Source organism: Paenibacillus sp. J22R98 (genome assembly GCF_059383835.1).
Genome location: NZ_JBXENW010000011.1, coordinates 204,708 through 230,347, shown reverse-complemented (window position 1 = coordinate 230,347; position 25,640 = coordinate 204,708). Strand labels below are relative to the sequence as shown.

Here is a 25,640-nt window from a genome sequence, read left to right as displayed (position 1 = left end):
GTAAGACCCCTGAAAGACGATCAGGTTGATAGGTTCGAGGTGGAAGTGCAGCAATGCATGCAGCTGACGAATACTAATCGGTCGAGGGCTTATCCTACGAACATTCGCTCGAATGTTCAACTTCGGACAAGATCAGCTAATGAAGACCTTCGCAAAGATTCGTATCCAGTTTTCAGGGTGTTAGGTTTCCTGAATTATACTGTTCCCTGATAGCTCAGTTGGTAGAGCACTCGACTGTTAATCGAGTTGTCACAGGTTCGAGTCCTGTTCGGGGAGCCATTATGCTCTCATAGCTCAGTCGGCAGAGTGCATCCATGGTAAGGATGAGGTCACCGGTTCGATTCCGGTTGAGAGCTCCAGTGATTTTTTGTAAGATGGCCCGTTGGTCAAGTGGTTAAGACACCTCCCTTTCACGGAGGTAACAGGGGTTCGAGTCCCCTACGGGTCACCATTTTTTCATCTCTACCCCGGAGGCTTAGCTCAGCTGGGAGAGCATCTGCCTTACAAGCAGAGGGTCGGCGGTTCGATCCCGTCAGCCTCCACCAGTATACTGGGGATTAGCCAAGCGGTAAGGCAACGGACTTTGACTCCGTCATCCCTAGGTTCGAATCCTAGATCCCCAGCCATTTTAGTTTGAGTCATTAGCTCAGTTGGTAGAGCACCTGACTTTTAATCAGGGTGTCGTAGGTTCGAATCCTACATGACTCACCATTTTCACCTAATGAGAATGGAATTGTATATGCGCGCGTATGGCGGAATTGGCAGACGCACCAGACTTAGGATCTGGCGGGCGACCGTGGGGGTTCAAGTCCCTCTACGCGCATCACAAACAGAAGGCCCTCGTTGAGGGCCTTTTTGTGTATAACTCTGTAGATAACTATTGCATAAGTGGCGAATCGCTTGGTATGACTGCATTACTTATCCACAGTTTAGCCTGAATGTTGTGACAATTTGCACGATAATAATCGGTTCTTCACAGAGTTGTGGAAGGTGTGGGGATATTATTTCATTCAACAGGCGCTAACACTTGACGAATTAACTGAGAATGATTATCATGATATAGTACCTAATGAGAAATATTATCAAAGCAGGGCATCGTGTTCTGCAAGGAGCTGTAAATAGATGAATTCTTTTATGACATCCAAACTTAATATCGGCTATGAGGAACGCCTTATTGTCGAGAACTTAAATATTATTATTCCTAAAGGCAAGATCACCGCGCTTGTGGGAGCTAATGGCTCCGGTAAATCGACGATATTGAAGACGATGGCTCGTTTGATGTCCCCATCTGCAGGAACGGTGCTATTAGATGGGAAATCGGTACATAAACAATCCACGAAGGAAGTAGCGAAGCAGCTAGCTATCCTGCCACAGAATCCAACGGCTCCGGATGGTTTGACAGTGGCTGAGCTTGTCTCCTACGGGCGTTTCCCTTATCAGAAGGGTTTTGGCTCGCTCAGCAAGGAGGATCGCTCTGTAATCCAGTGGGCGGTTGAGAAGACGGGGATGACGGAATTCGCAGATCGTCCGATCGACCGTTTATCGGGTGGTCAGCGTCAACGTGCATGGATTGCAATGGCACTTGCTCAACAGACAGATATGCTGTTCTTGGATGAACCTACAACATTCCTTGATATGACGCATCAGCTGGAAGTATTGGAGCTGTTGCAGCATTTGAACGAAACGGCTGGCAGAACGATTGTCATGGTTGTTCACGACTTGAATCATGCATCACGGTATGCACATCATATGATCGCCATTAAGAGCGGTAATGTGGTTGGCGAAGGAACGCCGGTTGCTGTCATGAATAAGGATATCCTCCGTGAGGTGTTTAGCATCGAGGCGGATATCATTTTGGATCCTCGCTCAGGCGTGCCGCTTTGCTTACCTTACGCACTCGCTCGTACAGGAGCGCCTGCGGCGATTCAGCAAGAGATACCGATGCCACTGAGTATGTCGGTCTAGAGCTGATAGGGCAGCTTAATACGCACCAATCATCGCCGGCCACAGCAGTGTGGTCGGCGATTGCAAAGGTATCATATTTTTTTTTAGAAAAAGGGTTGCATTTCATATTTCAGCATGATATATTATTACTTGTCGCGCTTGAGAAAAAGCGACTGACACAATGCGGAAGTGGCTCAGCGGTAGAGCATCGCCTTGCCAAGGCGAGGGTCGCGGGTTCGATTCCCGTCTTCCGCTCCATTAGTGCCCTTAGCTCAGCTGGATAGAGCATTTGACTACGAATCAAAAGGTCGGGAGTTCGAATCTCTCAGGGCACGCCATTCTTTAAATGCAGTAGATACATAACGGGATGTAGCTCAGCTTGGTAGAGCACCTGGTTTGGGACCAGGGGGTCGCATGTTCAAATCGTGTCATCCCGACCATCTTCTTCTGCGGGTGTAGTTCAATGGTAGAACTTTAGCCTTCCAAGCTAATAGCGTGGGTTCGATTCCCATCACCCGCTCCATAAAACGACATTCAAGGCCTTGGTACTCCAAGGCTTTTTATTTTTATATAGTTTGACCCTTTTTCTTCCATGCGTGAAAAAGCTTCAACCGACTGTTAATTTGTAGTATGATGGTTAAAGTTAAAAACCGACAATACGGGTTAAATTGGCTTATGTTGACGATTTTACGAGCTGGAATCTGAAAGTAAGTCGTATAAATACACAGGCCAAGTAGAATTCATGCGTTAAATCCGAAGATTTGCTTACGAGTGATTTTGCTCCGTTACACACAAAGACTATGCTTACGAGGTGGTTTTGCATCATGCGAAACCTGGAGGAGGATTAGGGAATGTCGGAACATGCTGGAACGACTGTCACAACCAATCGACCGCAATCAAACAATTTGCTTCGCCGAGACGTTCGGTTCTTGGGGAACATTCTTGGGGATGTACTTGTCCACCAAGGCGGTCACGAGCTGCTGGAGAATGTAGAGAAAATCCGCGAGATGAGTAAAGCGCTGCGTGCGCAATTCCTGCCGGAGCTGTATGATGAATTCACTGCAGTCATTGATGCTTTGAATCCGGAAACGCGTCATCAGGTTATTCGTGCGTTTGCGATTTATTTTCAACTCGTTAATATTGCGGAACAGAATCACCGTATTCGCCGTAAACGCGATTACGAACGTTCTGCTGGGGAAACGGTGCAGCCTGGATCGATCGAAAGCGCTATTCAAGTGCTCAAGGATCAAGGTATTGATGTAGACAATGTTAGAAGCATTATTGAAGATATTTCGCTTGAGCTCGTTATGACGGCACATCCAACCGAAGCTACACGCCGCGCCGTGCTTGATATTCATCAGCGTATTGCAGCGGAAGTAATGGAATTGGACAACCCTACGCTGACTTACCGTGAGCGTGAGAAACTGCGTGAGAAGCTGCTGAATGAAGTGCTGACTTTGTGGCAAACGGATGAGCTTCGCGATCGTAAGCCTACAGTTATAGATGAAGTGCGTAATGGCATGTACTATTTTGACGAGACATTGTTCGAGGTGCTTCCTAGCGTATATGAAGAGCTTGAGCGTTGCTTGGATAAGTACTACCCGGAAGAGCGCTGGCATGTGCCTACGTATCTCCGCTTCGGTTCGTGGATTGGCGGCGACCGTGACGGAAACCCGTCGGTAACGGCTAAAGTAACTTGGGAAACTTTAACGCTGCAGCGCGGACTTGTACTGGAAAAGTATGAGGAGCTGCTGAAGGAAGTTATGAGCCAGCTCAGCTTCAGCACGAATATTATTGAAGTTTCTGCTGAGCTGCTGGAATCGATCAAGAGTGATCGTGAGAAAATCGACACGCGCAGTGTGGATCTATGGCGTAACGATAAAGAACCTTACAGGGTTAAACTCGGCTATATGCTAGAGAAGCTCGCTAATACTTCGAAGGATACGCCTAAGGGCTCAGTCAAGCGTTATAACAGCGCGGATGAGCTAAAAGAGGACTTGTATATCATCGACAGAAGCTTGCGTAATCATTTTGCCGATTATGTTGCGGATACGCATATCCGTAAACTGATTCGCCAAGTCGAGTTGTTTGGATTCCATCTCGCTGCACTGGACGTTCGCCAGCACAGTAAAGAGCATGAGAATGCGATGACTGAAGTGCTTGCCAACATGAACATTGTGGATAATTATGAGTCTCTGACAGAAGACGAGAAGATCGAGCTGCTGCACAAATTGCTGAACGATCCGCGTCCGCTTACTTCGCCGCATTTTGACTATTCCGAGAGCACGCGTGAGTGCTTGGATGTTTACCATACGATTTATCGTGCACAAGCTGAGTTCGGTGTGAACTGTATCTCCAGCTACCTGATCAGTATGACGCAGGGCGCGAGCGATATGCTCGAAGTAATGGTGTTTGCGAAAGAGGTCGGTTTGTTCCGCAAGGAATCAAACGGTCAAGTTCGCTGCACCTTGCAGGCAGTACCTCTATTCGAAACAATCGACGATTTGCATGCGGCACCTGGCATTATGGAGCAGCTGTTTGCACTTCCTATCTACCGTCAGTCTGTTGAAGCGCGCGGGAATCTGCATGAGATCATGCTTGGTTACTCCGACAGCAACAAAGACGGCGGCGTGGTTACGGCGAACTGGGAGCTGCGCGTAGCGCTTAATGCGATTACAAGTGCAGCTAAGAAATTCGACGTGAAGCTGAAGTTCTTCCACGGTCGTGGCGGAGCGCTTGGCCGCGGCGGTATGCCGCTGAACCGCAGTATTCTCGCACAGCCTCCGCATACGGTTGGCGGCGGTATTAAGATTACGGAGCAAGGGGAAGTGTTATCGTCCCGTTACTCCATGAAGGGCATTGCTTACCGCAGCTTGGAGCAAGCGACTTGGGCTCTGGTTACAGCTTCGCGTTTGGCGAAGTATCCGGAGCAAGAAGCAGGAGCAACTGCGGAGTGGGATGAGATTGCACGCGGCATTTCGGAGACTGCGCTAACGAAGTACCAGGATCTGATTTTCCGCGATCCGGATTTCATGACGTTCTTCAAAGAATCGACACCACTTCCTGAGGTTGGCGAGCTGAATATCGGTTCCCGTCCTGCAAAACGTAAAGGAAGCGACCGTTTCGAGGATCTGCGTGCTATTCCGTGGGTATTCGCTTGGACGCAAAGCCGTTACTTGCTGCCTGCTTGGTACGCAGCCGGAACGGCACTGCAAGGGTATGTCGCAGGTGACGAGAAGCGTATGAACACGCTGCGTGTCATGTACGAGAAATTCCCGTTCTTCACCACATTAATTGATAACTTGCAAATGGCGCTTGCGAAAGCCGATCTGCAAATTGCGAAAGAATATGCCGGTATGATTTCAGACACGACGATCCGGGAACGCATTTTCACTCAAATCGAGGAAGAATATGCAATGACGTCCTCGTTCATTCTGCAAATCACAGGCCAAGCAGACATTCTTGATAACGTACCTGTTATCCAAGAGTCGATCCGTCTGCGTAACCCGTACGTAGATCCACTGAGCTACATGCAAGTGCAGCTCTTGAAGGAACTGCGTGAGAAACGTGAGAACGGTGAAGCCGACGATCCGGAACTGCTGCGTGAAGTGCTGCTCACGATCAACGGAATAGCAGCGGGACTTCGTAACACGGGTTGATGTAAACATCATGCCTTCGCCAATTGGAGCATAACTTTCATAAAAGGGGCTGGACGCCCGGACAGTTGTTGTCCGCCCGGGGTCCGGCCCTTTTTCTCGTTGTTATCCGGTCAACTGGCAAGGGGAGGCGGCTGCGCATGAAGCGGGATCCGATGTATTGGCTATCTCTTCTTTGTGTGCTGATAGGGGCTGCAAGCTACGGTTCGACGTCAGCTCTTATTAAGAAAGCGTACGCGGCCGGCTTTACGCAAGGGCAAGTGACCGTTCATCAGATGGGCATAGCGATGGTGATGCTATGGCTGATTGCGCTACTGCGGTGGAAGCGACGGCAGAATCCTCTTCGCGGATCATGGCTGAAGCTTGTAATGATCGGTACATGCGGACCTGCGATGACGACGATTCTATATAATGCGGCATTGCAGCGGTTGGACGCTTCGCTGGCGATAGTATTGCTTTTTCAGTTTACATGGATTACCATCTTGCTAGACAGCATTCAGAAACGGACATGGCCCGGCAGATTACGTTTGCTGGCGATTGTCGTCGTTATGCTTGGCACGGTGCTTGCCGTAGGGCTGCTGGAGAGCGGACTGACTAAGGTGAGTGTCTCCGGAGTCCTGGCGGGATTCTTATCTGCCGTGTCTTATAGCTTGTTTATTTGGTGGACGGGACAGCTTGAGGGGCAGCAGGATACGGTTATACGCTCCGCTGTCATGGTCAGTTCAGGTTTTATACTCATTGCGCTTCTCTATGGCTCTGGGGCCTTCTCAGCAAGTCGAGAAGCAGTGCTGCTTGGTTGGGGATTGCTTCTTGGTACATTGGCCCAAGTTATACCCACCTTGTTGTTTAATATCGGAATTCCCCGCATTGGCAGCAGCTTGTCCGCATTGCTCGGCGCCGTGGAGCTGCCGGTAGTGATAGTGACGGCATGGACAATCCTTGGAGAGCCGCTTAGCGTGTGGCGAGTAGTTGGTATCTTGCTTATTATTGCAGGGATCGGAATAGCCGAATTGCCGACCGTTAAACGGAAGGGGAACTCGGCGCGTTTGGAGGAGAAGCATTGAAATCAGTTGAGGCGAGATTAGCCAAGTTAGCTTTGAAAGGCGACCAACGGGCTTTTGCAGAGCTCGTGGAGCTTTATCAGGACAAGCTTTATCATATGTCATACCGTATGCTGTACAACCGTCAGGAAGCAGAGGATGTTGTACAGGATGTGTTTTTGCGTGTATACAAAAATTTAGAGCGTTACGACGACACGATGAAATTCTCTACTTGGATCTACCGGATCGCCACGAATTTATGTATCGACCGGTTGCGGAAGAGAAAGCCGGTGTACTCCTTAGATGCAGAGTCAGGTGAGCATGAGGGTCTTGATGGGTATGCCATGATCCCTAGCGACAACCGTACGCCGGAGAGCGAGATGCTGCTGTCGGACACGCAGCGAATCATTCATCAAGCCATTGAGACGCTGCCGGCTAAGTATAAATCGGTTATGGTGCTTCGTTACTTAGAAGAGCTGTCCTTGCAGGAAATCGGCGATGTGCTCGATATGCCGGTAACGACGGTGAAAACCCGTGTCCATCGCGGCCGGGAATTCCTGCGCAAGAAGCTGGAGCATAAGCTGTAGGCAGAGGCGGATAGCGAAAAGTTAAATTTTGGACAGGTGCGGATATTTAAAAAAAGTGAAACATCGCCGCCCCGAACACGTAACGTATACTACTGAACTAACGAAGAAAGGAATGGCTGCTATGAATTGCAACGTCGCCGTCATGCTGATGCATGATTATTTGGATGGTGAGCTGCCTCACGATGATTTGGCTGAATTGAAACTTCATATAGATTCCTGTGAATCATGCTGCACAAGGCTTGAGCAACTGGAACGGACGGAAGCGCTAACACATTCGATGATGGACACTCGTGTAACGATTTCGCCGCACCAATCCGCGCAGCTCACCGACCGTATTATGAGCTCGCTGCCGGTGAAACGCCGTAAAATCGGATTTGCCAGCTGGGTTCGCAATCATCCTGCCGTCTCGGTTGCCGCTGTATTTGCCCTTGTGATGTTCTCAAGCTTCCTCGCTATGTGGCAGCAAGATAACGATCTCACTGTACGCGGTGGAGATCTTGCACAAGTCATTATTGAAGGTGATACGGTTACTGTACCGGAAGGTGCTCATATCAAGGGAGACCTTACGGTTGAGAATGGCGAAGCAAACGTACTAGGCGATGTAGATGGCAATGTTACCGTGATTTCAGGTAAACTGTATCAAGCCTCTACCGCACATATATCCGGAGAAGTGAAGCAGATTGACCAGGCGCTGGACTGGTTTTGGTACAAAGTTACGCATTCCATCAGCAGTTTGGCCTATTGATTTATGACTGCCTCCTCTTGCGGGAGGTTTTTTTGTGAAAAAAAAAGGATTTGCATCCCCGGTTCTAGAAAATAATAAAGTTAGAAATCCGATAAAAGAATTAAAATGCCCAGGCATTTGGTCTTTGGGGGTTGGCAGATGAACTATTTCGCAGATTTGACTTGGAAAGAATGGATCAAAGATCTCATTGATATTTCCGTTGTTAGCTATATTATCTATAAATTGATTCTGCTTGTCCGAGGTACAAGAGCCGTTCAGCTGTTAAAAGGGATCATTGTCCTGGTTGCAACTTGGGCCGTCAGCACCTGGTTTAATTTGTATACGCTCAAGTGGCTTATGAATCAAATGTTTACGTTCGGGGTCGTTACGATCCTGATCATTTTTCAGCCTGAGCTTCGCAGGGCGCTGGAACAGCTCGGACGAGGCAGTCTGTTTAGTCGGTCCTCTGTAGTGGAGCGGGACATTAGTGATCGGATTGGCGAGATCATTAAGTCGCTTAATTATATGGCCAAGCGCAAGATCGGCGCATTGATCGTATTTGAGCGCAATACCGGGTTGTCCGATTATATTGAGTCCGGGATCCAAATGGAGTCCCTCGTGAGCTCGGAGCTGCTCATTAATATCTTCATCCCGAACACACCGCTTCATGATGGAGCCGTTATTATTCGAGGCAGTCAAATTATGGCTGCGGGCTGCTATTTGCCGCTGTCGGAGAATCCTTTTATCAGCAAGGAATTAGGGACAAGGCATCGTGCTGCGATCGGCGTCACCGAGGTATGCGATGCTGTGTCTATCGTGGTCTCGGAAGAAACGGGGCAGATTTCACTTGCAGTCGGCGGGATGATTGTTCGCGACATTAAAGAAGAATCGCTGATCTCGAAGCTGTTCGAAGAGCTGAACCCGAACTCCAAAGCGCGCGAGCGTCAAGGTGTGAAGAAACCTTTCTGGAAACGGAAAGGAGGCAATCAGCATGGATAAGTGGCTAAGCCATCCGACGGCGATTAAGATTCTCTCCCTGATGATCGGTATTCTGATGTGGGCCGTTGTACATTTCGATTCGGAAAAAACACCTAATACGGTGGCAAATCTGACGGAAACGCAGGAGATTGATGCGGTTCAGGTAACACCGATTGGGATGGATGATAAGAATTATGCGCTGCGGCTGCTTGATCCCGAAGTTGTCCATTTGACGGTACAGGGCTCGAAGTCGGATTTTCTGATAGCTTCACGTAACAATGACTATCAAGTCACGGTTGATCTCAGTCAAGCCACAGAGGGGCGTAAAGTGCTTCCGGTTAAGGTGAATCTGCCGCGTGGTCTGGAACTCATCGAAGTGCGGCCAAGCAACGTGACGGTCGTATTAGAGCGTATCGTTACGAAAGAATATGAGGTCACGGTTAAGACCGATGGCGTTCCGGGTAAAGGATATAAAATCGGACAGCCGGTCGTGAAACCAAACAACCGCGTACATGTAACGCTGCCGAAGGATCAGATGGATTTGGTCGCATCGGTCGGAGGCACTGTATCGGTTGAGGGCGAAGAAGAGACGGTTAACGATAAGAAAATGAAGCTTGTCGCTTACGATAAGGAAGGCAACGAGCTCACAGACGCGGTCATCAGTCCGAGCGTGGTCGAAGTGGAAATTCCAATTACGAAGCCGTTTAAGAAGCTGCCGTTGCAAATTGGATTTACGGGTAAGATTCCGGATGGGTATGCGATTGCATCCTTTAAGCAGAGTGTGGAGCAGATTACGGTATACGGACCTCAGAACGTGCTGGACAAGTATGATTATTATGATGGCATTACAATTGACTTGTCGAAGCTGACAGAATCAGGTACGATGGAGCTCGATATCCCAAAAATAGAAGGAATTGCCACGGTAGATCCGCTGACAGTCACATTCGATTATTCGATTGTGCCTGCCGAGACGAGAGTGATGTCGCATTTGCCGGTGAAGATGATTGGTCTGTCCGAAGGCTTGAACGCCAAAGTAACGCTGCCTCCAAACGGCATGGTCGATGCTATTGTGAAAGGCGCTTCGAATGTTCTGGCTGCGCTTGAATCCAAGGATGTCCAGCTGATTGCGGACTTAAGCGGACTCGGACCGGGCAGCCACGATGTGCCGCTTGAGGTACATCTGCCGCGGTTCGTCGATCAAGCTCCAAATGCGCCGATTACCATTACGGTGGAAATTACAGACAGTACAGAGACGACTACCGATCCAAACGGCAAGGGAGATACCGGAGGCGATCCGGCGACGACTCCTGATTCCGAGGCTGTAAATGGCGGGGAAGACGCGATAACCGGAGATGAACCAGCCGGTGAGGCTAAAGGTAATAGTGAAGGCACGGCAAACTCGAGTCCAAACTCGAACACAGGAGCATCGGTGCCGTAGAGTGCCCGATTGTTGCTTGATGCATATTTTAGATTAGATAAAGGGGATTTTGGAACAATGGGAAAATATTTTGGAACAGACGGTGTACGCGGTGTCGCAAACCGCGAGCTCACGCCTGAGCTTGCTTATAAAATCGGTCGCTGCGGCGGCTACGTACTTGCTGGCAAGGCTGAGAAGCCGAAGGTTGTTATCGGGCTGGATACTCGTATTTCCGGTCCAATGCTGGAGGCATCGCTTATTGCGGGTCTGCTGTCCATTGGGGCAAGTGTTGTACGTATCGGCGTTGTATCGACGCCAGCGGTTGCTTACTTAACACGTGTGCTTGGTGCGGATGCGGGTGTCATGATTTCCGCCTCGCATAATCCGGTAGAAGATAACGGCATTAAATTCTTTGGCGGAGACGGCTACAAGCTCTCCGATGATACAGAGCTTGAGATCGAGCGCTTAATGGATGCAGAAGTAGATGAATTGCCGCGTCCTGAAGGTGGCGATATCGGTACAGTAACCGTAGATGAAACAGCAAAACGCCAATTTATCGACTTCTTGAAAACGACGGTTACGCATTCGTTCACAGGGTTAAAGATTGTGCTCGACTGTGCGAACGGTTCCGCGCATTCCATTGCGCCAACTGTGTTCCGTGAGCTTGGTGCAGAGATCATTACGGTCGGCGCTGAGCCGAATGGCCTGAACATCAATGATGGCGTAGGTTCGACGCATCCGGAGCATCTGCGTGAACAAGTGCTGAAGCATGGCGCGGATTTCGGTCTTTCCTTCGACGGCGACGCGGATCGTTTGATCGCAATTGATGAGAATGGCGAAGAAGTCGATGGCGACTATATTCTGTGCATTTGCGGCGACGCGATGAAGCGGGCTGGCAAGCTGAAGAACGATACTGTTGTAACGACAGTTATGAGCAATATCGGCTTCTTCAAGGCTGCCGGCAAAATCGGTTTGAACACGGCACAAACGGCGGTCGGTGACCGTTACGTGATGGAAGAGATGCGCCGCGGCGGATATAACTTGGGCGGCGAGCAATCCGGCCATGTTATTTTCCTCGATTACAATACGACGGGTGACGGTATTCTGACTGCCTTGCAGTTGACGGATACGCTCGTTGGTTCCGGCAAGAAGCTAAGCGAACAGAAAACATTGATGCGCAAATATCCGCAAGTGCTGATTAATGTGCGCGTTGCCGATAAAAGCACGTATAAGGACAATCCGGCGATTGCTGCGGTTATCGCTGAAGTGGAGCAGGAGCTTGGCGACAACGGTCGTGTACTCGTGCGCCCATCGGGCACAGAGTCGCTTATCCGCGTCATGGCAGAAGGCCCGGATAAAGAGCAAGTCGAGGCTTATGTAGCTCGTATCGTGGACACGGTGCGCGCAGAGCTTGGTGCAGAGTAGTAAATTGCGGCATTATCGTTCATAACTTTATGTGATCGGGCAACCCTAGACATACGCAGTTACTGCGAGCGTCTAGGGTTGCTTTTGCAATGAAAAGGATCGTGGCGGAGTAAGATAAGCATTTGGAAATTATGTGCGGTTTGTAAACGGTTACCACAATTATTTGTTGCACCGTAGCATAAAAATGAATATAGTAGGAGAAGTATCATTCAGGAAGCGAAAGTGAGGATAGAGGTTGTAAGCAAGTCAAAGCGCCAGAGCTTGCAAGGGTTTGTACAGTTGCTGCACGGTCCATACGGAAATGGCCATGCGGGTAATCGGGTGTATAAAGCGGCAAGCTGACGAGGTGGAGGTGTTCGGAATGTTCGGCGGGGACCTCCCGGTATTGCATTTAACCGTAAGCCGATACTCAAATAGACCGGGCGACCGGGCTGACAAAGGGTCGGTAAAATGCTCCATAGGATTTAAAAAAGCACCTGCGGCAACGGAGGCCGGAGTGTGTCGATTTGAGATTGTAGATGTTCAAGTCACGGGTAGTGGCAGCAAACCATAGAGGGGCTGTCTCTATTGCGTTGTGTTCGGACTCATTTCTTGTTATTTTTCAAAACGCACGGAAGGTGCGCTTTCTTTCTTATTGCCTTTTTTGATATTTCGAACCTTAGCAGGGACGATGCCGGCGAACGGAGACGGCTTTGTGCCGACCGATTCATTTTTTCATGGCAACCGTTGAAGCGGGGTAAACTACCCAATACGGAGGTCTATTCATATGTGTGGAATTGTAGGATATATTGGTAAACGGGATTCGCAGGATATTTTGATCGAGGGTTTGAAGAAGCTGGAATACCGCGGTTATGACTCGGCGGGTATTGCTGTTTTCACGAAGAATGGTCTTGAAGTGCGCAAGTCGATCGGTCGTCTTGCAAACCTCGAGCAGAAGTTAGACGGACAGCCGCTTGAAGGCTCCGTTGGTATCGGTCATACGCGTTGGGCTACACATGGTAAACCATCAGATGCTAACTCCCATCCGCATACTGACAACACGCATAAGTTCTCTGTCGTGCATAACGGCATCATCGAGAATTATCTGGATTTGAAGGATGAGCTGATTGCAAAAGGCTGCAAGTTCGTTTCTGAAACAGATACAGAGGTTATTTCCCACCTTGTTGCCGATGAGTACGATGGCGATATCGTGAAGGCTGTACAACGTGCGGTTAAACGGATGCGCGGTGCTTATGCGCTTGGCGTATTGACGGAGTATGAACCTGAACGTTTGGTTGCCGTACGTTTCGCTAGCCCGCTCGTTATCGGCGTTGGCGAAGGCGAGAACTTCATTGGATCGGATATACCGGCTATTCTGGAGCATACGCGCAATGTGTATATTCTGAATGACGGCGAAATGGCGATTTTGACGAAAAACGGTGTCGAATTGATGACGACTGAAGGCGAATTTATTTCCAAGGAAATATTCCATGTCGATTGGGACTTGGTAACGGCGGAGAAAGCCGGATTCGATCACTTCATGCTGAAAGAAATTTATGAGCAGCCAAAAGCATACCGAGACACGATGATGGGCCGTATCTCGGATGACGGACGTTCCGTTGAGTTGAACGAAATCAGCATGACTGCGGATGAAATTCGTGCGATCCGTAAGATCCATATCGTAGCTTGCGGTACGGCGATGCATGCCGGGTTGGTTGGTAAAACGGTTCTTGAGAGCCTGGCTCGCATTCCGGTTGAAACGGATGTAGCGTCGGAGTATCGTTACCGTTCCCCAATTATTACGCCTGACACGCTTGTAATCGTAGTTAGCCAATCCGGTGAGACAGCTGATACGCTGGCTGCACTGCGTGAAGCTAAGCGCTGCGGCGCACGTGTGCTGGCGATTACGAATGTCGTTGGCAGCTCGGTTTCCCGTGAAGCGAATGATGTCATAATCACGCAAGCAGGACCTGAGATTGCAGTTGCTTCGACGAAAGCATACACATCCCAATTGATCGCCTTCTACCTGCTTGGTTTGTTCTTGGCGGATACGCTAGGAACGAAAGACAAAGAATGGATTGCTGACGTTGTGACAGCGATGCATCAATTGCCTGAGCAAGTGGAAAGCATTCTTGATAAAGCTAACGTGCTTAAGCAAGTCGCTGAATCTCTGGCGAAGCATAACAACCTGTTCTTCATCGGCCGCGGCGTTGACTTTGCAGTGGCACAAGAAGGCTCGCTGAAGCTGAAAGAAATCTCTTACATTCACTCCGAGGCTTATGCTGCGGGTGAGTTGAAGCACGGTACGCTTGCTCTGATCGAAGAAGGCATTCCGGTGATTTCGTTGATCACGCAAGAGGATCTGTACGAGAAAACACTTAGCAACATTAAAGAAGTAAAAGCTCGCGGCGCTCACGTACTTGGCATAGTAAACGAAGGCTTCGAGGAAGAAGTTGCGAAATCGGTTGACGAGCTCTTCGCGATTCCGAAGACGCTGCCGCTTCTATCGCCGGCATTGTCGGTCGTTCCACTGCAGCTGATCGCTTACTATGCGTCGCTGGCACGTGGTAATGATGTGGATAAACCGCGTAACCTTGCGAAGTCGGTTACGGTTGAGTAGGGTATAAAAGTAGTAAAAATAATTGAATGCGTTAAATATTGTGTGTAACTGATAAAAGAAGTTTGTAACTGCATAATAAATTGTGTAACTGTTACTAAGTTTACAGGGGAAGTACTACACACGTAAGAAAGGGCCGAGGGAAATCATCCTCGGTCCTTTTCGTAATATTAAAAGATAAAATTCCTAATTAGTAAAACAATCAATGCCCGCAGCTTAGCGCATCGAGTTCGTTTATTCGATCGATACTCCGCTTTACTTTTAAAATAGATACTTTAAGTTCCTTCCATCTTGACTATGCATTCTAACGAGAATTCGTTCAAATACTAGGGTACGCTAGTTCAAAAAGCAGTCTAAAACCTTTCATTAGTAGCAAGCTAGAATTAATTGCTCTAATGGGAGGTTATTATATGATACTAAACGAGCTTTGGCATCTTTATGAAGCGGATAAACGAATCCAGGGGTTTAGCTCGAATACATTGAAAGCCTATACCTTGCAATTCAAGATGCTGGCTACGAAACTAGGAGGAGAAATAAATGTTGCTGAGATAACATTAAATCTCCTGAAGGAATACTTGGCAAAGCAGACCGGTCGATTGAAACCAAGCAGCTTAGGACATCGTATCCGTTTCGTACGTTCCCTTTACCGTTTTGCATATGAAGAAACGTATGTCATACATTTGCATGCCAACTCCTTGATAACGGAGCTCCTTTAGATTTTATTCAAGGTATGTTGGGGCATGAAAAAGCATCGACCACACAACTATATGCTCAGTTGCGTGGTGAACGCCTACGAGAACTTTATCGCCGATTTTTTTAGTAAGCTATATACTGTTGAGGGACGGTTGCTACTGTTCCTTAACTAACTCATAAGACAAGTCCATGATCATAAGTAGGACTATTCCCGCTTTGCCCTGGAGCCGACTCGAGTCGGCTCCTTTTTGCTTCATTGAAGTAACGGCAGGATTGCGCAATGTTTTCGCGAATATTTCAAGATGAATTTGCTAAAGTCGATATACTAAAGAACTTGGAGAAAAATCTCATGAAATATTTTCTTTTTCCATATTTAAAGTACAAAGAAGTAAATGTATATATTGATGGTCAGAATCAATTGTATTTAGTGTCAACAGGTAAATCTAAAAAGTATGGTGTAGCGGAAATAGATTATATCAATAAATTAGAATCCGGATTCACGGATAATGACCTTAAAGAAAAGTTAATGGATTCATTTCTAAGTATTTTCCATTGAATCTATGGATACAAAGGCAAATGAAGTACGACTATGCTGGTTGAAGTCATTGGGCTAACGGGATACGATAGTTGAATACTCACGTATGAGGAAGCTGCCGGTTATCGGCAGCTTCATTACGTTAACGGGCAGGATTGTTCAATAACTTCGCGAATACTTAAAAATTGATCATTTTCGCGAAGTTCGTAAATACACTGTTAGCCGAAACTTCCTAGGTCAAGAACATATGGGTAAACCCTCAAAGCCAGAAGCATCTAAGGACAAGTTCGGATAAGGGCATATGAAGGTCAAGGTCGGATATGGGCATATAAAGGTCAAGAATGGATAAGGGCATAAGAAAATCAAGACATATTCAATGGGTAACTCTAAGAAGAGGAAGCATCGGCTAACACACCGTAATCACGCTTCGGGCTACGCCCTCGAAGTTGAGAAGCCAGGTAGTAGATTCAGCCGGACACATCCGACTCCGTCGGACGTCGAGAATTCAAGAACGTTAGCCGAAAGAAGTTCTTACATGTTTAGGAGGAGTCTATATGATATTAGAAAAAGTTATAAATAGAATTGTAATACAAAGTGAATATAAGGATTTTGTTGATAAGTATATAGATAATATACTTATCGAATTTAAAGGTAAGATTCATAGCATTTATATGTGTGGCTCGATTCCAAAAGGAACTGCTAAACCTTTTAAGTCAGATGCAGACTTTACTATTGTATGTGTAAATCCCAAAGATATTGATTACGAAAGATTGTCAAAGATTAAAGACAATCTTTTGGAAGAATATCCAGTAGTAACTAAGATTGATACGATAATTTGCTCGATTGACGATGTATTAAATAAACCGAATGAGTGGGGTTTTTGGATTAAGATAATTTGTGTTTGCATATATGGTCATGACGTTGGTGAAAGAGTGCCACCGATAATTACTTCTCCAGAGTTCATTTTAGACTTAAATACAGAGACCAAGGAGGAAGTAGATCGCATACATAGTTTACTTTCTAATGCTAGTGATATCACAATGATAACTAGATATATTAAAGGTTATTCTAAGAGATTAATTCGTGCATTATACTCTTTGGTTTTAGAAGATACAGGTGTATGGCAAGATGACATTATTAAGATGAAAAATGACATATTAGACTATTGTGAGATTGACTCCGCTTTAGTTGATTATCTGTATGCTTGTTACTTGGATAGTCATGTACCTGTTGAAGAGTTTCTTGGAATTGCAGATGAAGTATATAGCTATTTTGAGAACGCCTTAAATACAATGGCTGCTTCCAGAACTTCCTTCGGCTAACACCATATTGACGCTCGGGGTCACTCTGAGAAGTGAGTGACCACATCCAGCCCCCCTAAGCCCGTCGGGACGTCACTGCATTAGGTGTTCGGCAGACTTTGGATGAGTTATTATTTAAACAGTTCTTCACCTGATAATCGACGATATATTAACATGAATTTCAATAGGAGGATAAAAGATGAAAGATGAAGTGTATTTATTTAATCAAGCAAGATGGGAGTCGTTGGCAAAATCAGATGCTCTATTCTCACGTCCTTATCTTGATCTTAATAAAGAGTCTGCTCGTGATTATTTAGGTCTTGATCGAATGGGTATCTTGGATGACCTGACAGGAAAGAACGTTTTATGTTTGGCAAGCGGAGGTGGACAGCAGTCTGCGGCTTTCGCTTTGCTGGGAGCTAATGTCTCAGTTCTGGACATTTCACATACTCAATTAGAACGAGATAAAGCGGCTGCTGAGCATTATGGAGTAGATGTTAATGTATTTCAAGGTGATATGCGCGATTTATCTTGCTTTGCAGATCATTCATTTGATGGAGTGTGGCATCCATACTCACTTACATTTGTTCCAGATTCACGAGTTGTTTTTCATGAGGTATCTCGAGTAACTAAAATCGGCGGATTCTATTATCTAATGTGTGCTAACCCGTTCTTCTCTGGACTCTCACTTGAGGACTGGAATGGTAGTGGTTATGTAGTAAGAAATCCGTATAAGGATGAAACGCTCACATCATATCCAGATCAAGATTGGGTGTATGATCGTTCTAAATCTCCAGATAAAATTCAAGAGCCAAGAGAATACACGCAAACGTTGAGTAGGATTATGAACGGCTTAATAAAGGAACAATTTGTACTTGCATATTTTTCTGAGATAAAAAGTAATTATCCTGGGGACTTGCCTGGGAGTTGGGGACATTTAACTGATGTAGCGCCACCTTGGATTGAATTTATTTGGTACCATCATCCTAAACTTTTCCACAGTATGCGCAATTAAACTGGAGTGCGGGGCAATCATTTAGCGGTGTTAATATTTCTTGTTCCTACTGCCAAGGACAAGGCATTACGAGTTTCGATGTACAGGTTTCTACAGACGGCAATACAGGGTGGACGACAGTAGCTTCCGCAAGCGGTCTAAGTTATTCCACTAATAATACAACGATCGAAATGAAAGGTGTTAACTTTACCACTGTCTCTAATATGAAAGGTATTCGTTTGAAAATAAATAGTACCAACTTATCTTGGAACCATTACAACATAAATGAATTTATTGTAAATTAATTCTGTCTTACAGGCAATTTTCATAACAAAATTAAAGCCAGCTACTAATAAGAAGTAGTTGGCTACGGCTGCCTTTGTATGTGAAGAAAGTGAGTATAAACAATGACTTCGAGAACAATACATTATTGTAATGAAGTCGCTGCAAATTGTTCTCAATAAATCACTTGGAACAATACTTTATTGTAATTTGAACACAAGCAGGTGCATGAAAAACTCGGTAATATCAAAGAGGTTCAAAACAACACTTTATTGTAATGAATCACATCATCATGAATGAAAGGCCTGGGAGAGCATTCCCGGGCCTTTTTTGTAATTTAGAAGACGATAATCCTATGTTTTTATTTTGTCATTCCATACAATTAAATCCGGTCGTATATAATCCCTTTCCGTTCATCAGATCGTTCTTTTTCCTGCATGATCGATATACACCTTCACGTTTACATCTTTTAAGGAGGATTCATTGATCTTAATCGTTTTCCAGTTCTTTACCCTGCCTCTAAAGAGGTGGTGCCTGAAATTGTACAGATCGATTCCCTTCTTAATATTGCTCTCGTATGTATTCCTTATCTCGCGTGCAATGCTTTCAGTAACTTCGTTGACGACGGACGACTCTTCCCCTTCGTCGCTCATCCATTCGACGATATTTCCATGGGTAGTCACATCAATCGTAAAGAAAACCTGTTCACCTTTTCGGGTGAACGAAATTTTCGATTTCGCCTTCTCCATAGATACGATACCTTTAGAGACCTGTACAGGGGTGCGGATCATATCGGATTCAAACCACCGCAGCCCCATCATTCCTTTTTCTGAAATATAGCCCTGGGGCTTGGTTTCGTCCATAACGAAAATCCCATCTATTTTAAGATGCGGGTCACGTTTGTTTTGATCATTGGACCACTTCTCCGTATCCAGCGCGAGCGCAGGAATTGTAGTTGTATAACCGGGATCAAGCATGCCGAGTACTAATTCTTGAAAGGTTAGCAGCGGATAGATCGAACGTTGGCTATGGCTGTCTCGCGGCGATTGCATGGAGGTGGTTAATGGACTTAACGCAAAAAAGGACTGTGCCTTTAACACTTGATCCATGGGTTCCTTTGTTCCATATACCCATGATGAGTATCGAAACTCCCGGTATCTTTTGTAGGAATCAAGTCCATTTGATCCCATATGGCTGAGCATGCGTTCCGAAATCAGAACCGATCTTACGTGGCTCCATTCAAGCTTACGCTGAGCGGTACTATACAAATCGCCCACGGCCTCGCTTGGTGTTTTGCCAACCCCTCGCCCCACCCATATTTGAGGTTGATTGCCCGAACTGCCCTGTTCGGCATTGTTAGAGGATAGGCTTATGATCTGTACGTATGCGATCGTCCTCCCCTTGTCGTAATCGTATCCGATGGCGGTCACATATAGGACTTCTTCGATGTTTTTGTAATCCCAGCATCCGGTCAGCAGTAAAGTTACGGTTAGGAGTAAAGCTACCAATTTAGCTACCAGTTTGATGCTCAAGGATAATGCTCCTTTACTTGGTTTTATCTTTGGGATGGAGTGCCTTGAAGCGTTCCCTCTTCATATGAAAAGGTAAATTGATGATGGAAAGGATAATTGGTTTGACTTTCATCTGACTAATAGGTGCCAGATAAGGTACACCGAATGACTTCAATGTGGCCATATACGCGATCACGGAAAGAGATGCAATAAAAAATCCGAACAACCCCAAAATGCAGGATACCAATAGTACGTATATGCGGATGAGCGTGACTGTTCCGCTTAAGGATTGGTTCACGAGCGTAAATGTAGCGACGACGGCAGATGCCGTGACCATTAACATCGAAGGCGATGCCAATCCCGAGCGAATGGCGGCATCTCCGATAATAAGTCCGCCAACGACCGCTACCGTTTGACCTACCGCCGTCGGCAGCCTGATTCCCGCTTCCCGAAACATTTCAAACAGGGCAAGAATAATGAACGTTTCGATCGGCGCAGGATAGGGGATTCCCGTTCGGGCGGTAACGAGCGTAGACAGGAGCGGAAATGGCAGTTGGTCGATATTGTACGCGAATAAACTCACCCAGAATCCCGGCAAAAACATAGCAACCAGGAGACCCACAAATCTCAGCATGCGCTGGAAAATCGTATAGTAAAACGGAAAATGGATATCTTCCGGCGATTTGATGAGCTCCAAAAAATTGATCGGTCCGATGATGGCCATCGGAGATCCGTCTATGAGGATGACGAAGCGCCCCGTCATAAGGGCTTGAACCGCAAAATCAGGTCGTCCGATATAATCCACAAGCGGGAAAATGGAGTTCGGCGAATCGCTCAAATATTCCTCCAGCTGAGCTGCGCCTAATAGGACATCAATGTCTATTTTGGCAAGTCGTGCTCTGAGTTCCTTCAGAATCGCCTCATCGGTGATGTCTCTACAATAAAGCAGCGCTACAGTCGAGTTTCCGCGCCTTCCGATTTTCACTTGCTCGTAGTTCAGCGACGTTGTTTTCATCCGTTTACGGATGAGCGCCACGTTTGTCTGTACTTCCTCCGTAAAGCCGTCCCTTGGTCCTTTAATGGAGACCTCGCTTGTTGACTCTTCTACGCTTCGGCTTCGCGGCTCAGGAAGTTCATATTTAAGCTGACCAGGGAACATCACGACCGCCCCTGCGAATATTTCCTCCGTTATGGTTTGCTCTATCGGCTTCCACTCGTTATTTTGAATCATTTGTTTCCAATTCGGGATAACGATGGTTTTAAGACGATCCATATTCACTAAACTCTCACAATATAATAATGAGATCTCGCCTATGTGCTCCAGTTTGACATCATGCGCTTCTTGAACTAAGGCTTCTACCTCTTTGTTCATGAAAGTACCTTCTTTCTCAAACGAATGGCCCAAGCGTATCCAATAATGGCCACTATAAGCCAGGCTGAATAAGGAATATAATACTCGCTTAATACGGTTAAATAACTTAATTCACCCCATGGTAATGCTAAGGCAATCATGAGGAGCACCCCCATAAGAAGCACCGGTACTTTAGATTTCGGTTTAACGATGTCACCGATCAGGAATAACATGACCGACGTATTGACTACGGTAAATGTCATCCAAATAAACACGGAAATGAAGTCCATCTTCTCGATATACTCTGTAATTTGAATTAATCGAACTTCGCTATAGATGGGGAAGGCCAGTCTTGCTGCTTCCACAGGTCCAAATGTAGCTAGCAGCACTGCCGTTATGATGGTGGCGAGTATGCCCAGCGTTACGCATGCCCATATAAATTTCCGCTTTTTTACAGTACCGTCGGTATGATGGGACAGAAATAACAGAAACGCAATATTGCCCTCTCCACGCCACGTATCCCACATGGATTCCAGCAATGAAGGAATGGGCGTTGTACCAACCGGCCGAAGAAAGCTGTAGTGAACATACTTCATAGCTAATAGATCTTGAAAAAAAACAGCGCAGAGCGCCGGGAAAAATACGACAGCTGCAACGATGCCGATGGGCTCAATTCCTTTAACGCCCATATACATGGCAAGTCCGACTAAAGCCACGATGACGATGATTTTAGGCGTGAAGGGAAGCAGTACAATCTTGGCCCATGATACAATGTCACGGCATTCAATGTACGCGTTGGTTGCTAAGTAAAGTAAGGACAACGCTTTGAAAATAGCCGTAACGAAGCCTCCGACTTGGCGTTTCGATTCAACTAATAGCGATGTATTCGCATCAGACGCGGCATATACGATGCATGCAAAGGCGATAAAGGGTACGAGCGATAATGCAACAGCTATCCATGCGTCCCGCCCGCCCGCGGCCAAAACGGCGTTCACGGATGTGGTTTGCAAAAAAGAAGCGACAGCGAAAGAAATTAAAATATAAGTTTGTGCTGCATTGATCTTCGTCACTTTTTTCCACCTCCATTAGTTAGAATGCGCCAAATGTGGTGAATTATGAAATCCGCATGGGATGAAGGGAAAAAAAGGCCGCCCGCATCCACTAGGATACGGGCGACCGGAAGTAACTATAGAACATAATTAATGACGGATCAGAAACCTATTAAAGTAATATTCTGAAGATCGCCTCTAGCTATAGCTTTATTCCTGTGCCTTATTTCTTAACCACAGGCACCCAAAATTCGCCGTAGAAAGTGCCGTCGCCGTTATCTTTGCGATAAGTCGCATTCGGACCGCCGATGTAAGCATAATCCGTGATTTGGGCCAAAACTTCGCCAAAAGCACGATAAGTCAGCTGATCAAACAAAGTCTCCTTGTCGCCATTTCCTGCGAGTACGATATACTCGCTCTCTGGAAACTCGATGATGCGCGTTGCGTCAGTCACTGATTTGCCGGCTTCTACCGCGAAATAATTCCACGGCTTGCCTTGATAAACCTCATTGACTGACCACTCGCGGTCGTTTTTTGCAGCGTCCTTGAGCTTATTAAAACGCCCGTCGGCCTTAAGTTTGCCCCAAAACTCAGCTTTTTCTTGTTGCAAAGCCGGCATGTCTTGAAAATTCGATTGGATTGAGAAACCATAAGCGGTCAATGTGAATGATTTTTTGTGTTCAAGTGTGTACTCTGCCATGTTCGTGCTCCTTTTTCGAGAGATTAGCCTTCGACTTTTTTAACACGAAGCCACATTTCGCCGTAAAATTCACCGTTTTCATCTGCTTTGACGAATGTTGCGTTACCGGGACCAACGTATTTGTATGCTGTGATTTCTTCCAGCAAGCCGCCGAAAACTTTACCCGTGATTTCGTCAGCAAGGCGGTCTTTGTCAGCGCCTGTGCCAGGCACGACGAGGTAGTCGCCTGCGAGGAAGTCGAGGACAACCGCGCCATCCACGTCGAACTCGCCCATCACGCCGAATCCGCGCCAAGCCTTGCGGTCGATGGCGTAGTTGATTTGATATTCTTGCCCGTCAGCGAGCGCGAGCAGTTCAGCAAGCTTGCCGTTTTCCGTGATTTCAGCTTTTTTCGCTGCGGTTTTTGCTGCATTACCTGCCCAGTCGTTGTAGTCTTCAAGCGTAACACCGAAAGCGGTCATTTTGTAGTTTTCTGAGATTGTTCTGATGGAGTAGTTAGACATATTATTCTCTCCTCTGTGGGATTATTGATTACAAGACTGATTCTATTGGCCGAATGTATCAAAAAATGATACTCTTTATTTTGCTACATTTTTGATACAATAAAATCATGAAAAAAACAGAACGAGTGAACCTGATCATGCGCTACATCAATAACCGAGCGCATTTTACAATTGCCGAAATTCAGCGGGAGTTTAAGATTTCCCGCGCGACGGCGATCCGCGACATTAACGAGATTCAGGCGATGGGATTTCCGCTGACGACAGAGCTTGGGCGCGGTGGCGGTTACAATGTGCTGCAGAATCAGTATCTGCCCGCCGCTCGCTTCACGACGGAGGAACTGAAAGCGATTTTTATCAGCTTTATCGCCTCGAAAAATTCGCAGCTGCCTTATCTGCAAAACCGCCGCTCCATCACTGAAAAACTCATCGGCATTGCATCGCAAACCCAACAAGACGAGCTGATTGAGTTAAATAACATTTTGCTTTTTGAAAATACGAACCCTGCCAATCCGAGCCTTTTGGAGCTCGACGATGCGGCGCCTGCGGAGCTGAACCAGCTGATTTCGCTTGCCGTGCGGGATAAGCACTTGCGCGTGACTTATGAGCTGAGTCCGGGCTGGCCGCAGTTGCTGGACGTTTTTTTGCTGCATATATTCAACTCGAACGCTCGGTGGTTGGTCGAGGTCTATGATCTGGATACGGAGGAGTTTCGCTATTTGCCTGTTGAAATGCTTAGGGATTCGGCCATTTCGGAGCGGGAAATGAAGTGGTCGGAGCAACAAATTTTAAACAAAAAGCTGCTTCGTGCACGTGAGGCCAATCTTGTTGTAAAGCTTGATATGACTGGGATTCAGCGCTTTAAGCGGATGCACCCGCCGGGAATAATATTGTCCCTTACCGGGATGTTTCAGTCGAGCGGGATTTTCAATGTTCAGCTGGATGTGACGGATGATGAGACGCTGGTGTATTATGCGGATTGGCTTTTGTTTTTGGGGAAAGGGGTCGAGTTTGTACGGATTCCTAATGAACTGCGTGTGATTTTGGAAGAGCGTTTAGCGCATTTGAGATTCTAGCTGATTGCCTGTGCCCGAAACGTGTGGATCGAGGATGATTTAGGAGAAGAAACCAAGGTGGAAGCCCTAAAGTTGTTTCAGACTATCTTGGCGGAGGAAGCTGCTAGGTAGACCGTAATACTCATCTTTTAAACAAAGAAGAACCTCCAGGACGCTGTCCCGGAGGTTCTTCTTTTTTGTTTTATAGCTACGTGCTTTATTCGACCGGTACCAAGCTGTCCAAAATCTCCTTCAGACTCAGCTCGCAGGCCGCCATGGACGTGTCCGCGACGCCATAATACATTTTGACGACATCGCCCTCCACGAGCGCTCCGCAGGAGAAGACAACATCTCCGAAGAAGCCATTTCGTTCATAGTCGGCTTCCGGCTCCAGAATCGGTTTGCCTGAGCGGGCAATCACTTTCGACGGGTCGTTCAAATCAAGAAGTACGGCCCCCATGCAGTAGCGATGCTCGAGCGTCGCGCCGTGATACAGCTCCAGCCAGCCGCGTTCGGTTCTAAACGGTACGCAGCCGCCGCCAATGCGGCCACTGTCCCACATGCCCTGGCGAAGACCGATCAGATGCTTGTGATTGCCCCAGTACAGCAGGTTGTCCGACTCGGCGATCCACATTTCCGGATTACCGGTGCTCTTGGTTGTCGGACGGTGAAGCGCGTAATATTTGCCGTTCACCTTCTCGGGGAAAATGAGCACATCCTTGTTATCCGGTCCGAAAATCATGCCGTGGTAAGTGACGTTCACAAAGTCGGTTGTCGATACCATCGACTCGCCGACGCCGACCGGGCTCACCGCGGAATAGTAAATGTAATAAGTGTCGCCAATCTGCGTAATGCGCGGATCCTCAATCCCGAATGTTTCAAGCGAGTTTGACGGATAATGGAATGGCTTCTCGTCGACCGTGAAGCGGTGGCCATCCTTGCTGCGCGCGATCCGCAGGTAGGACATCGAGGTTAAATACTCGAACGTTGCGCTGTGCGACTTGTTTCGGATGACGCGCGGGTCGGAGAAATCATAACGCTCATCATCCAGGCGCAGCTCGATCAGGTCCAGATCTTTCGTTGCCGTATTATAAACCGGTGCCAGTACGGTGTCCGGATTGGGACTGATTGGGCGTTCCGCCACGCGCAGCAGCATAATGATTTCATTATTGTAGGACGCGATGCCGGCGTTGAACGTGCCGATGACCTCGAAATTGTCACGGTGCGGTTTCACGTCGAGCGGCGTTAGCAATGGATTTTCTTCATAGCGATAGATGTTCATTAACAATCGATAACTCCCTT

21 protein-coding genes, 11 tRNA genes and 1 rRNA gene are annotated in these 25,640 nt (G+C 47.0%); 27 read left to right on the top strand and 6 right to left on the bottom strand.

The features are described from left to right. The 26 genes from AC50Y3_RS26275 to AC50Y3_RS26150 form a co-directional block, all read left to right on the top strand. A 23S ribosomal RNA gene (locus AC50Y3_RS26275) occupies positions 1-97 on the top strand; the annotation flags it as partial. A gap of 106 nt (positions 98-203) precedes the next feature. Next, positions 204-279: transfer RNA gene (locus AC50Y3_RS26270), tRNA-Asn, on the top strand. 4 nt (positions 280-283) lie between these two features. Continuing rightward, a tRNA-Thr gene (locus AC50Y3_RS26265) sits at positions 284-359 on the top strand. A 17-nt stretch (positions 360-376) separates the two neighbouring features. After that, positions 377-451 (top strand) — tRNA-Glu (locus tag AC50Y3_RS26260). An 18-nt stretch (positions 452-469) separates the two neighbouring features. Beyond that, a tRNA-Val gene (locus tag AC50Y3_RS26255) sits at positions 470-545 on the top strand. A gap of 6 nt (positions 546-551) precedes the next feature. After that, positions 552-626: transfer RNA gene (locus tag AC50Y3_RS26250), tRNA-Gln, on the top strand. 9 nt (positions 627-635) lie between these two features. Beyond that, positions 636-711: transfer RNA gene (locus AC50Y3_RS26245), tRNA-Lys, on the top strand. A gap of 32 nt (positions 712-743) precedes the next feature. Next, positions 744-823: transfer RNA gene (locus AC50Y3_RS26240), tRNA-Leu, on the top strand. A 299-nt stretch (positions 824-1,122) separates the two neighbouring features. Next, positions 1,123-1,965 carry an ABC transporter ATP-binding protein gene (locus tag AC50Y3_RS26235; RefSeq protein WP_494821669.1) on the top strand — a complete coding sequence of 281 codons (843 nt, stop codon included), beginning with the start codon at positions 1,123-1,125 and terminating at the stop codon, positions 1,963-1,965. 162 nt (positions 1,966-2,127) lie between these two features. After that, positions 2,128-2,202: transfer RNA gene (locus AC50Y3_RS26230), tRNA-Gly, on the top strand. Between the two features lie 3 nt (positions 2,203-2,205). Next, positions 2,206-2,282: transfer RNA gene (locus AC50Y3_RS26225), tRNA-Arg, on the top strand. Between the two features lie 25 nt (positions 2,283-2,307). Continuing rightward, positions 2,308-2,384, top strand: a tRNA-Pro gene (locus tag AC50Y3_RS26220). Positions 2,385-2,393: 9 nt separating this feature from the next. Further along, positions 2,394-2,467 (top strand) — tRNA-Gly (locus tag AC50Y3_RS26215). Positions 2,468-2,795: 328 nt separating this feature from the next. Then, positions 2,796-5,603 carry a phosphoenolpyruvate carboxylase gene (ppc, locus tag AC50Y3_RS26210; protein WP_494821668.1) on the top strand — a complete coding sequence of 936 codons (2,808 nt, stop codon included), beginning with the start codon at positions 2,796-2,798 and terminating at the stop codon, positions 5,601-5,603. Positions 5,604-5,740: 137 nt separating this feature from the next. Further along, positions 5,741-6,664, top strand: coding sequence for a DMT family transporter (locus tag AC50Y3_RS26205; protein WP_494821667.1), 924 nt, complete (start codon positions 5,741-5,743; stop codon positions 6,662-6,664). Further along, positions 6,661-7,227 carry an RNA polymerase sigma factor SigW gene (gene sigW / locus AC50Y3_RS26200; protein ID WP_090986482.1) on the top strand — a complete coding sequence of 189 codons (567 nt, stop codon included), beginning with the start codon at positions 6,661-6,663 and terminating at the stop codon, positions 7,225-7,227. The genes AC50Y3_RS26205 and sigW overlap by 4 nt, the downstream gene beginning before the upstream one ends. A 121-nt stretch (positions 7,228-7,348) precedes the next feature. Continuing rightward, the gene (locus AC50Y3_RS26195; RefSeq protein WP_494821666.1) at positions 7,349-7,972 is read left to right on the top strand and encodes a zf-HC2 domain-containing protein; all 624 of its coding nucleotides are present in this window, start codon (positions 7,349-7,351) and stop codon (positions 7,970-7,972) included. Positions 7,973-8,110: 138 nt separating this feature from the next. Then, entirely contained in the window at positions 8,111-8,950 is an 840-nt protein-coding gene (cdaA, locus tag AC50Y3_RS26190) for a diadenylate cyclase CdaA (protein ID WP_494821665.1), read from the top strand. Then, positions 8,943-10,367 (top strand): CdaR family protein, encoded by a 1,425-nt coding sequence (locus AC50Y3_RS26185; protein WP_494821664.1) that lies wholly within the window; start codon positions 8,943-8,945, stop codon positions 10,365-10,367. Before cdaA ends, AC50Y3_RS26185 begins: the two co-directional genes overlap by 8 nt. 57 nt (positions 10,368-10,424) lie before the next feature. Beyond that, a complete protein-coding gene (gene glmM / locus AC50Y3_RS26180) occupies positions 10,425-11,771 on the top strand; it encodes a phosphoglucosamine mutase (RefSeq protein WP_494821663.1) in 1,347 nt (448 codons plus the stop codon). A gap of 766 nt (positions 11,772-12,537) precedes the next feature. Next, complete coding sequence (gene glmS, locus AC50Y3_RS26175; RefSeq protein WP_494821662.1) at positions 12,538-14,370, top strand: glutamine--fructose-6-phosphate transaminase (isomerizing); 1,833 nt, start codon at positions 12,538-12,540, stop codon at positions 14,368-14,370. Positions 14,371-14,777: 407 nt separating this feature from the next. Then, positions 14,778-15,083 (top strand): site-specific integrase, encoded by a 306-nt coding sequence (locus tag AC50Y3_RS26170; RefSeq protein WP_494821661.1) that lies wholly within the window; start codon positions 14,778-14,780, stop codon positions 15,081-15,083. 5 nt (positions 15,084-15,088) lie between these two features. Then, positions 15,089-15,187 (top strand): hypothetical protein, encoded by a 99-nt coding sequence (locus tag AC50Y3_RS26165; RefSeq protein ID WP_494821674.1) that lies wholly within the window; start codon positions 15,089-15,091, stop codon positions 15,185-15,187. 962 nt (positions 15,188-16,149) lie between these two features. Then, positions 16,150-16,917, top strand: a complete 768-nt coding sequence (locus tag AC50Y3_RS26160; protein WP_494821660.1) for a nucleotidyltransferase domain-containing protein — start codon at positions 16,150-16,152, stop codon at positions 16,915-16,917. Between the two features lie 178 nt (positions 16,918-17,095). Next, the gene (locus AC50Y3_RS26155; protein ID WP_494821659.1) at positions 17,096-17,911 is read left to right on the top strand and encodes a class I SAM-dependent methyltransferase; all 816 of its coding nucleotides are present in this window, start codon (positions 17,096-17,098) and stop codon (positions 17,909-17,911) included. A 35-nt stretch (positions 17,912-17,946) separates the two neighbouring features. After that, positions 17,947-18,195, top strand: a complete 249-nt coding sequence (locus AC50Y3_RS26150) for a hypothetical protein (RefSeq protein ID WP_494821673.1) — start codon at positions 17,947-17,949, stop codon at positions 18,193-18,195. A gap of 393 nt (positions 18,196-18,588) precedes the next feature. Here AC50Y3_RS26150 and AC50Y3_RS26145 read toward each other — a convergent pair whose 3' ends face one another. The 5 genes from AC50Y3_RS26145 to AC50Y3_RS26125 form a co-directional block, all read right to left on the bottom strand. Then, on the bottom strand, positions 18,589-19,704 hold the full coding sequence (locus tag AC50Y3_RS26145; protein WP_494821658.1) for a Ger(x)C family spore germination protein: 1,116 nt from the start codon (positions 19,702-19,704) through the stop codon (positions 18,589-18,591). A 13-nt stretch (positions 19,705-19,717) separates the two neighbouring features. Continuing rightward, positions 19,718-21,055, bottom strand: coding sequence for a spore germination protein (locus AC50Y3_RS26140; protein WP_494821657.1), 1,338 nt, complete (start codon positions 21,053-21,055; stop codon positions 19,718-19,720). Continuing rightward, positions 21,052-22,104 carry a GerAB/ArcD/ProY family transporter gene (locus tag AC50Y3_RS26135; RefSeq protein ID WP_494821656.1) on the bottom strand — a complete coding sequence of 351 codons (1,053 nt, stop codon included), beginning with the start codon at positions 22,102-22,104 and terminating at the stop codon, positions 21,052-21,054. The genes AC50Y3_RS26140 and AC50Y3_RS26135 overlap by 4 nt, the downstream gene beginning before the upstream one ends. Positions 22,105-22,306: 202 nt before the next feature. Then, positions 22,307-22,783, bottom strand: coding sequence for a GyrI-like domain-containing protein (locus tag AC50Y3_RS26130; RefSeq protein ID WP_494821655.1), 477 nt, complete (start codon positions 22,781-22,783; stop codon positions 22,307-22,309). A gap of 23 nt (positions 22,784-22,806) precedes the next feature. Next, entirely contained in the window at positions 22,807-23,286 is a 480-nt protein-coding gene (locus AC50Y3_RS26125; RefSeq protein ID WP_494821654.1) for a hypothetical protein, read from the bottom strand. Between the two features lie 107 nt (positions 23,287-23,393). Between AC50Y3_RS26125 and AC50Y3_RS26120 the strand changes: the two genes are divergently transcribed. Next, positions 23,394-24,359 (top strand): helix-turn-helix transcriptional regulator, encoded by a 966-nt coding sequence (locus AC50Y3_RS26120; protein WP_494821653.1) that lies wholly within the window; start codon positions 23,394-23,396, stop codon positions 24,357-24,359. 196 nt (positions 24,360-24,555) lie between these two features. Here AC50Y3_RS26120 and AC50Y3_RS26115 read toward each other — a convergent pair whose 3' ends face one another. Next, a complete protein-coding gene (locus AC50Y3_RS26115; RefSeq protein WP_494821652.1) occupies positions 24,556-25,620 on the bottom strand; it encodes a BtaManbiosPhlase in 1,065 nt (354 codons plus the stop codon). Positions 25,621-25,640 lie beyond the last annotated feature (20 nt).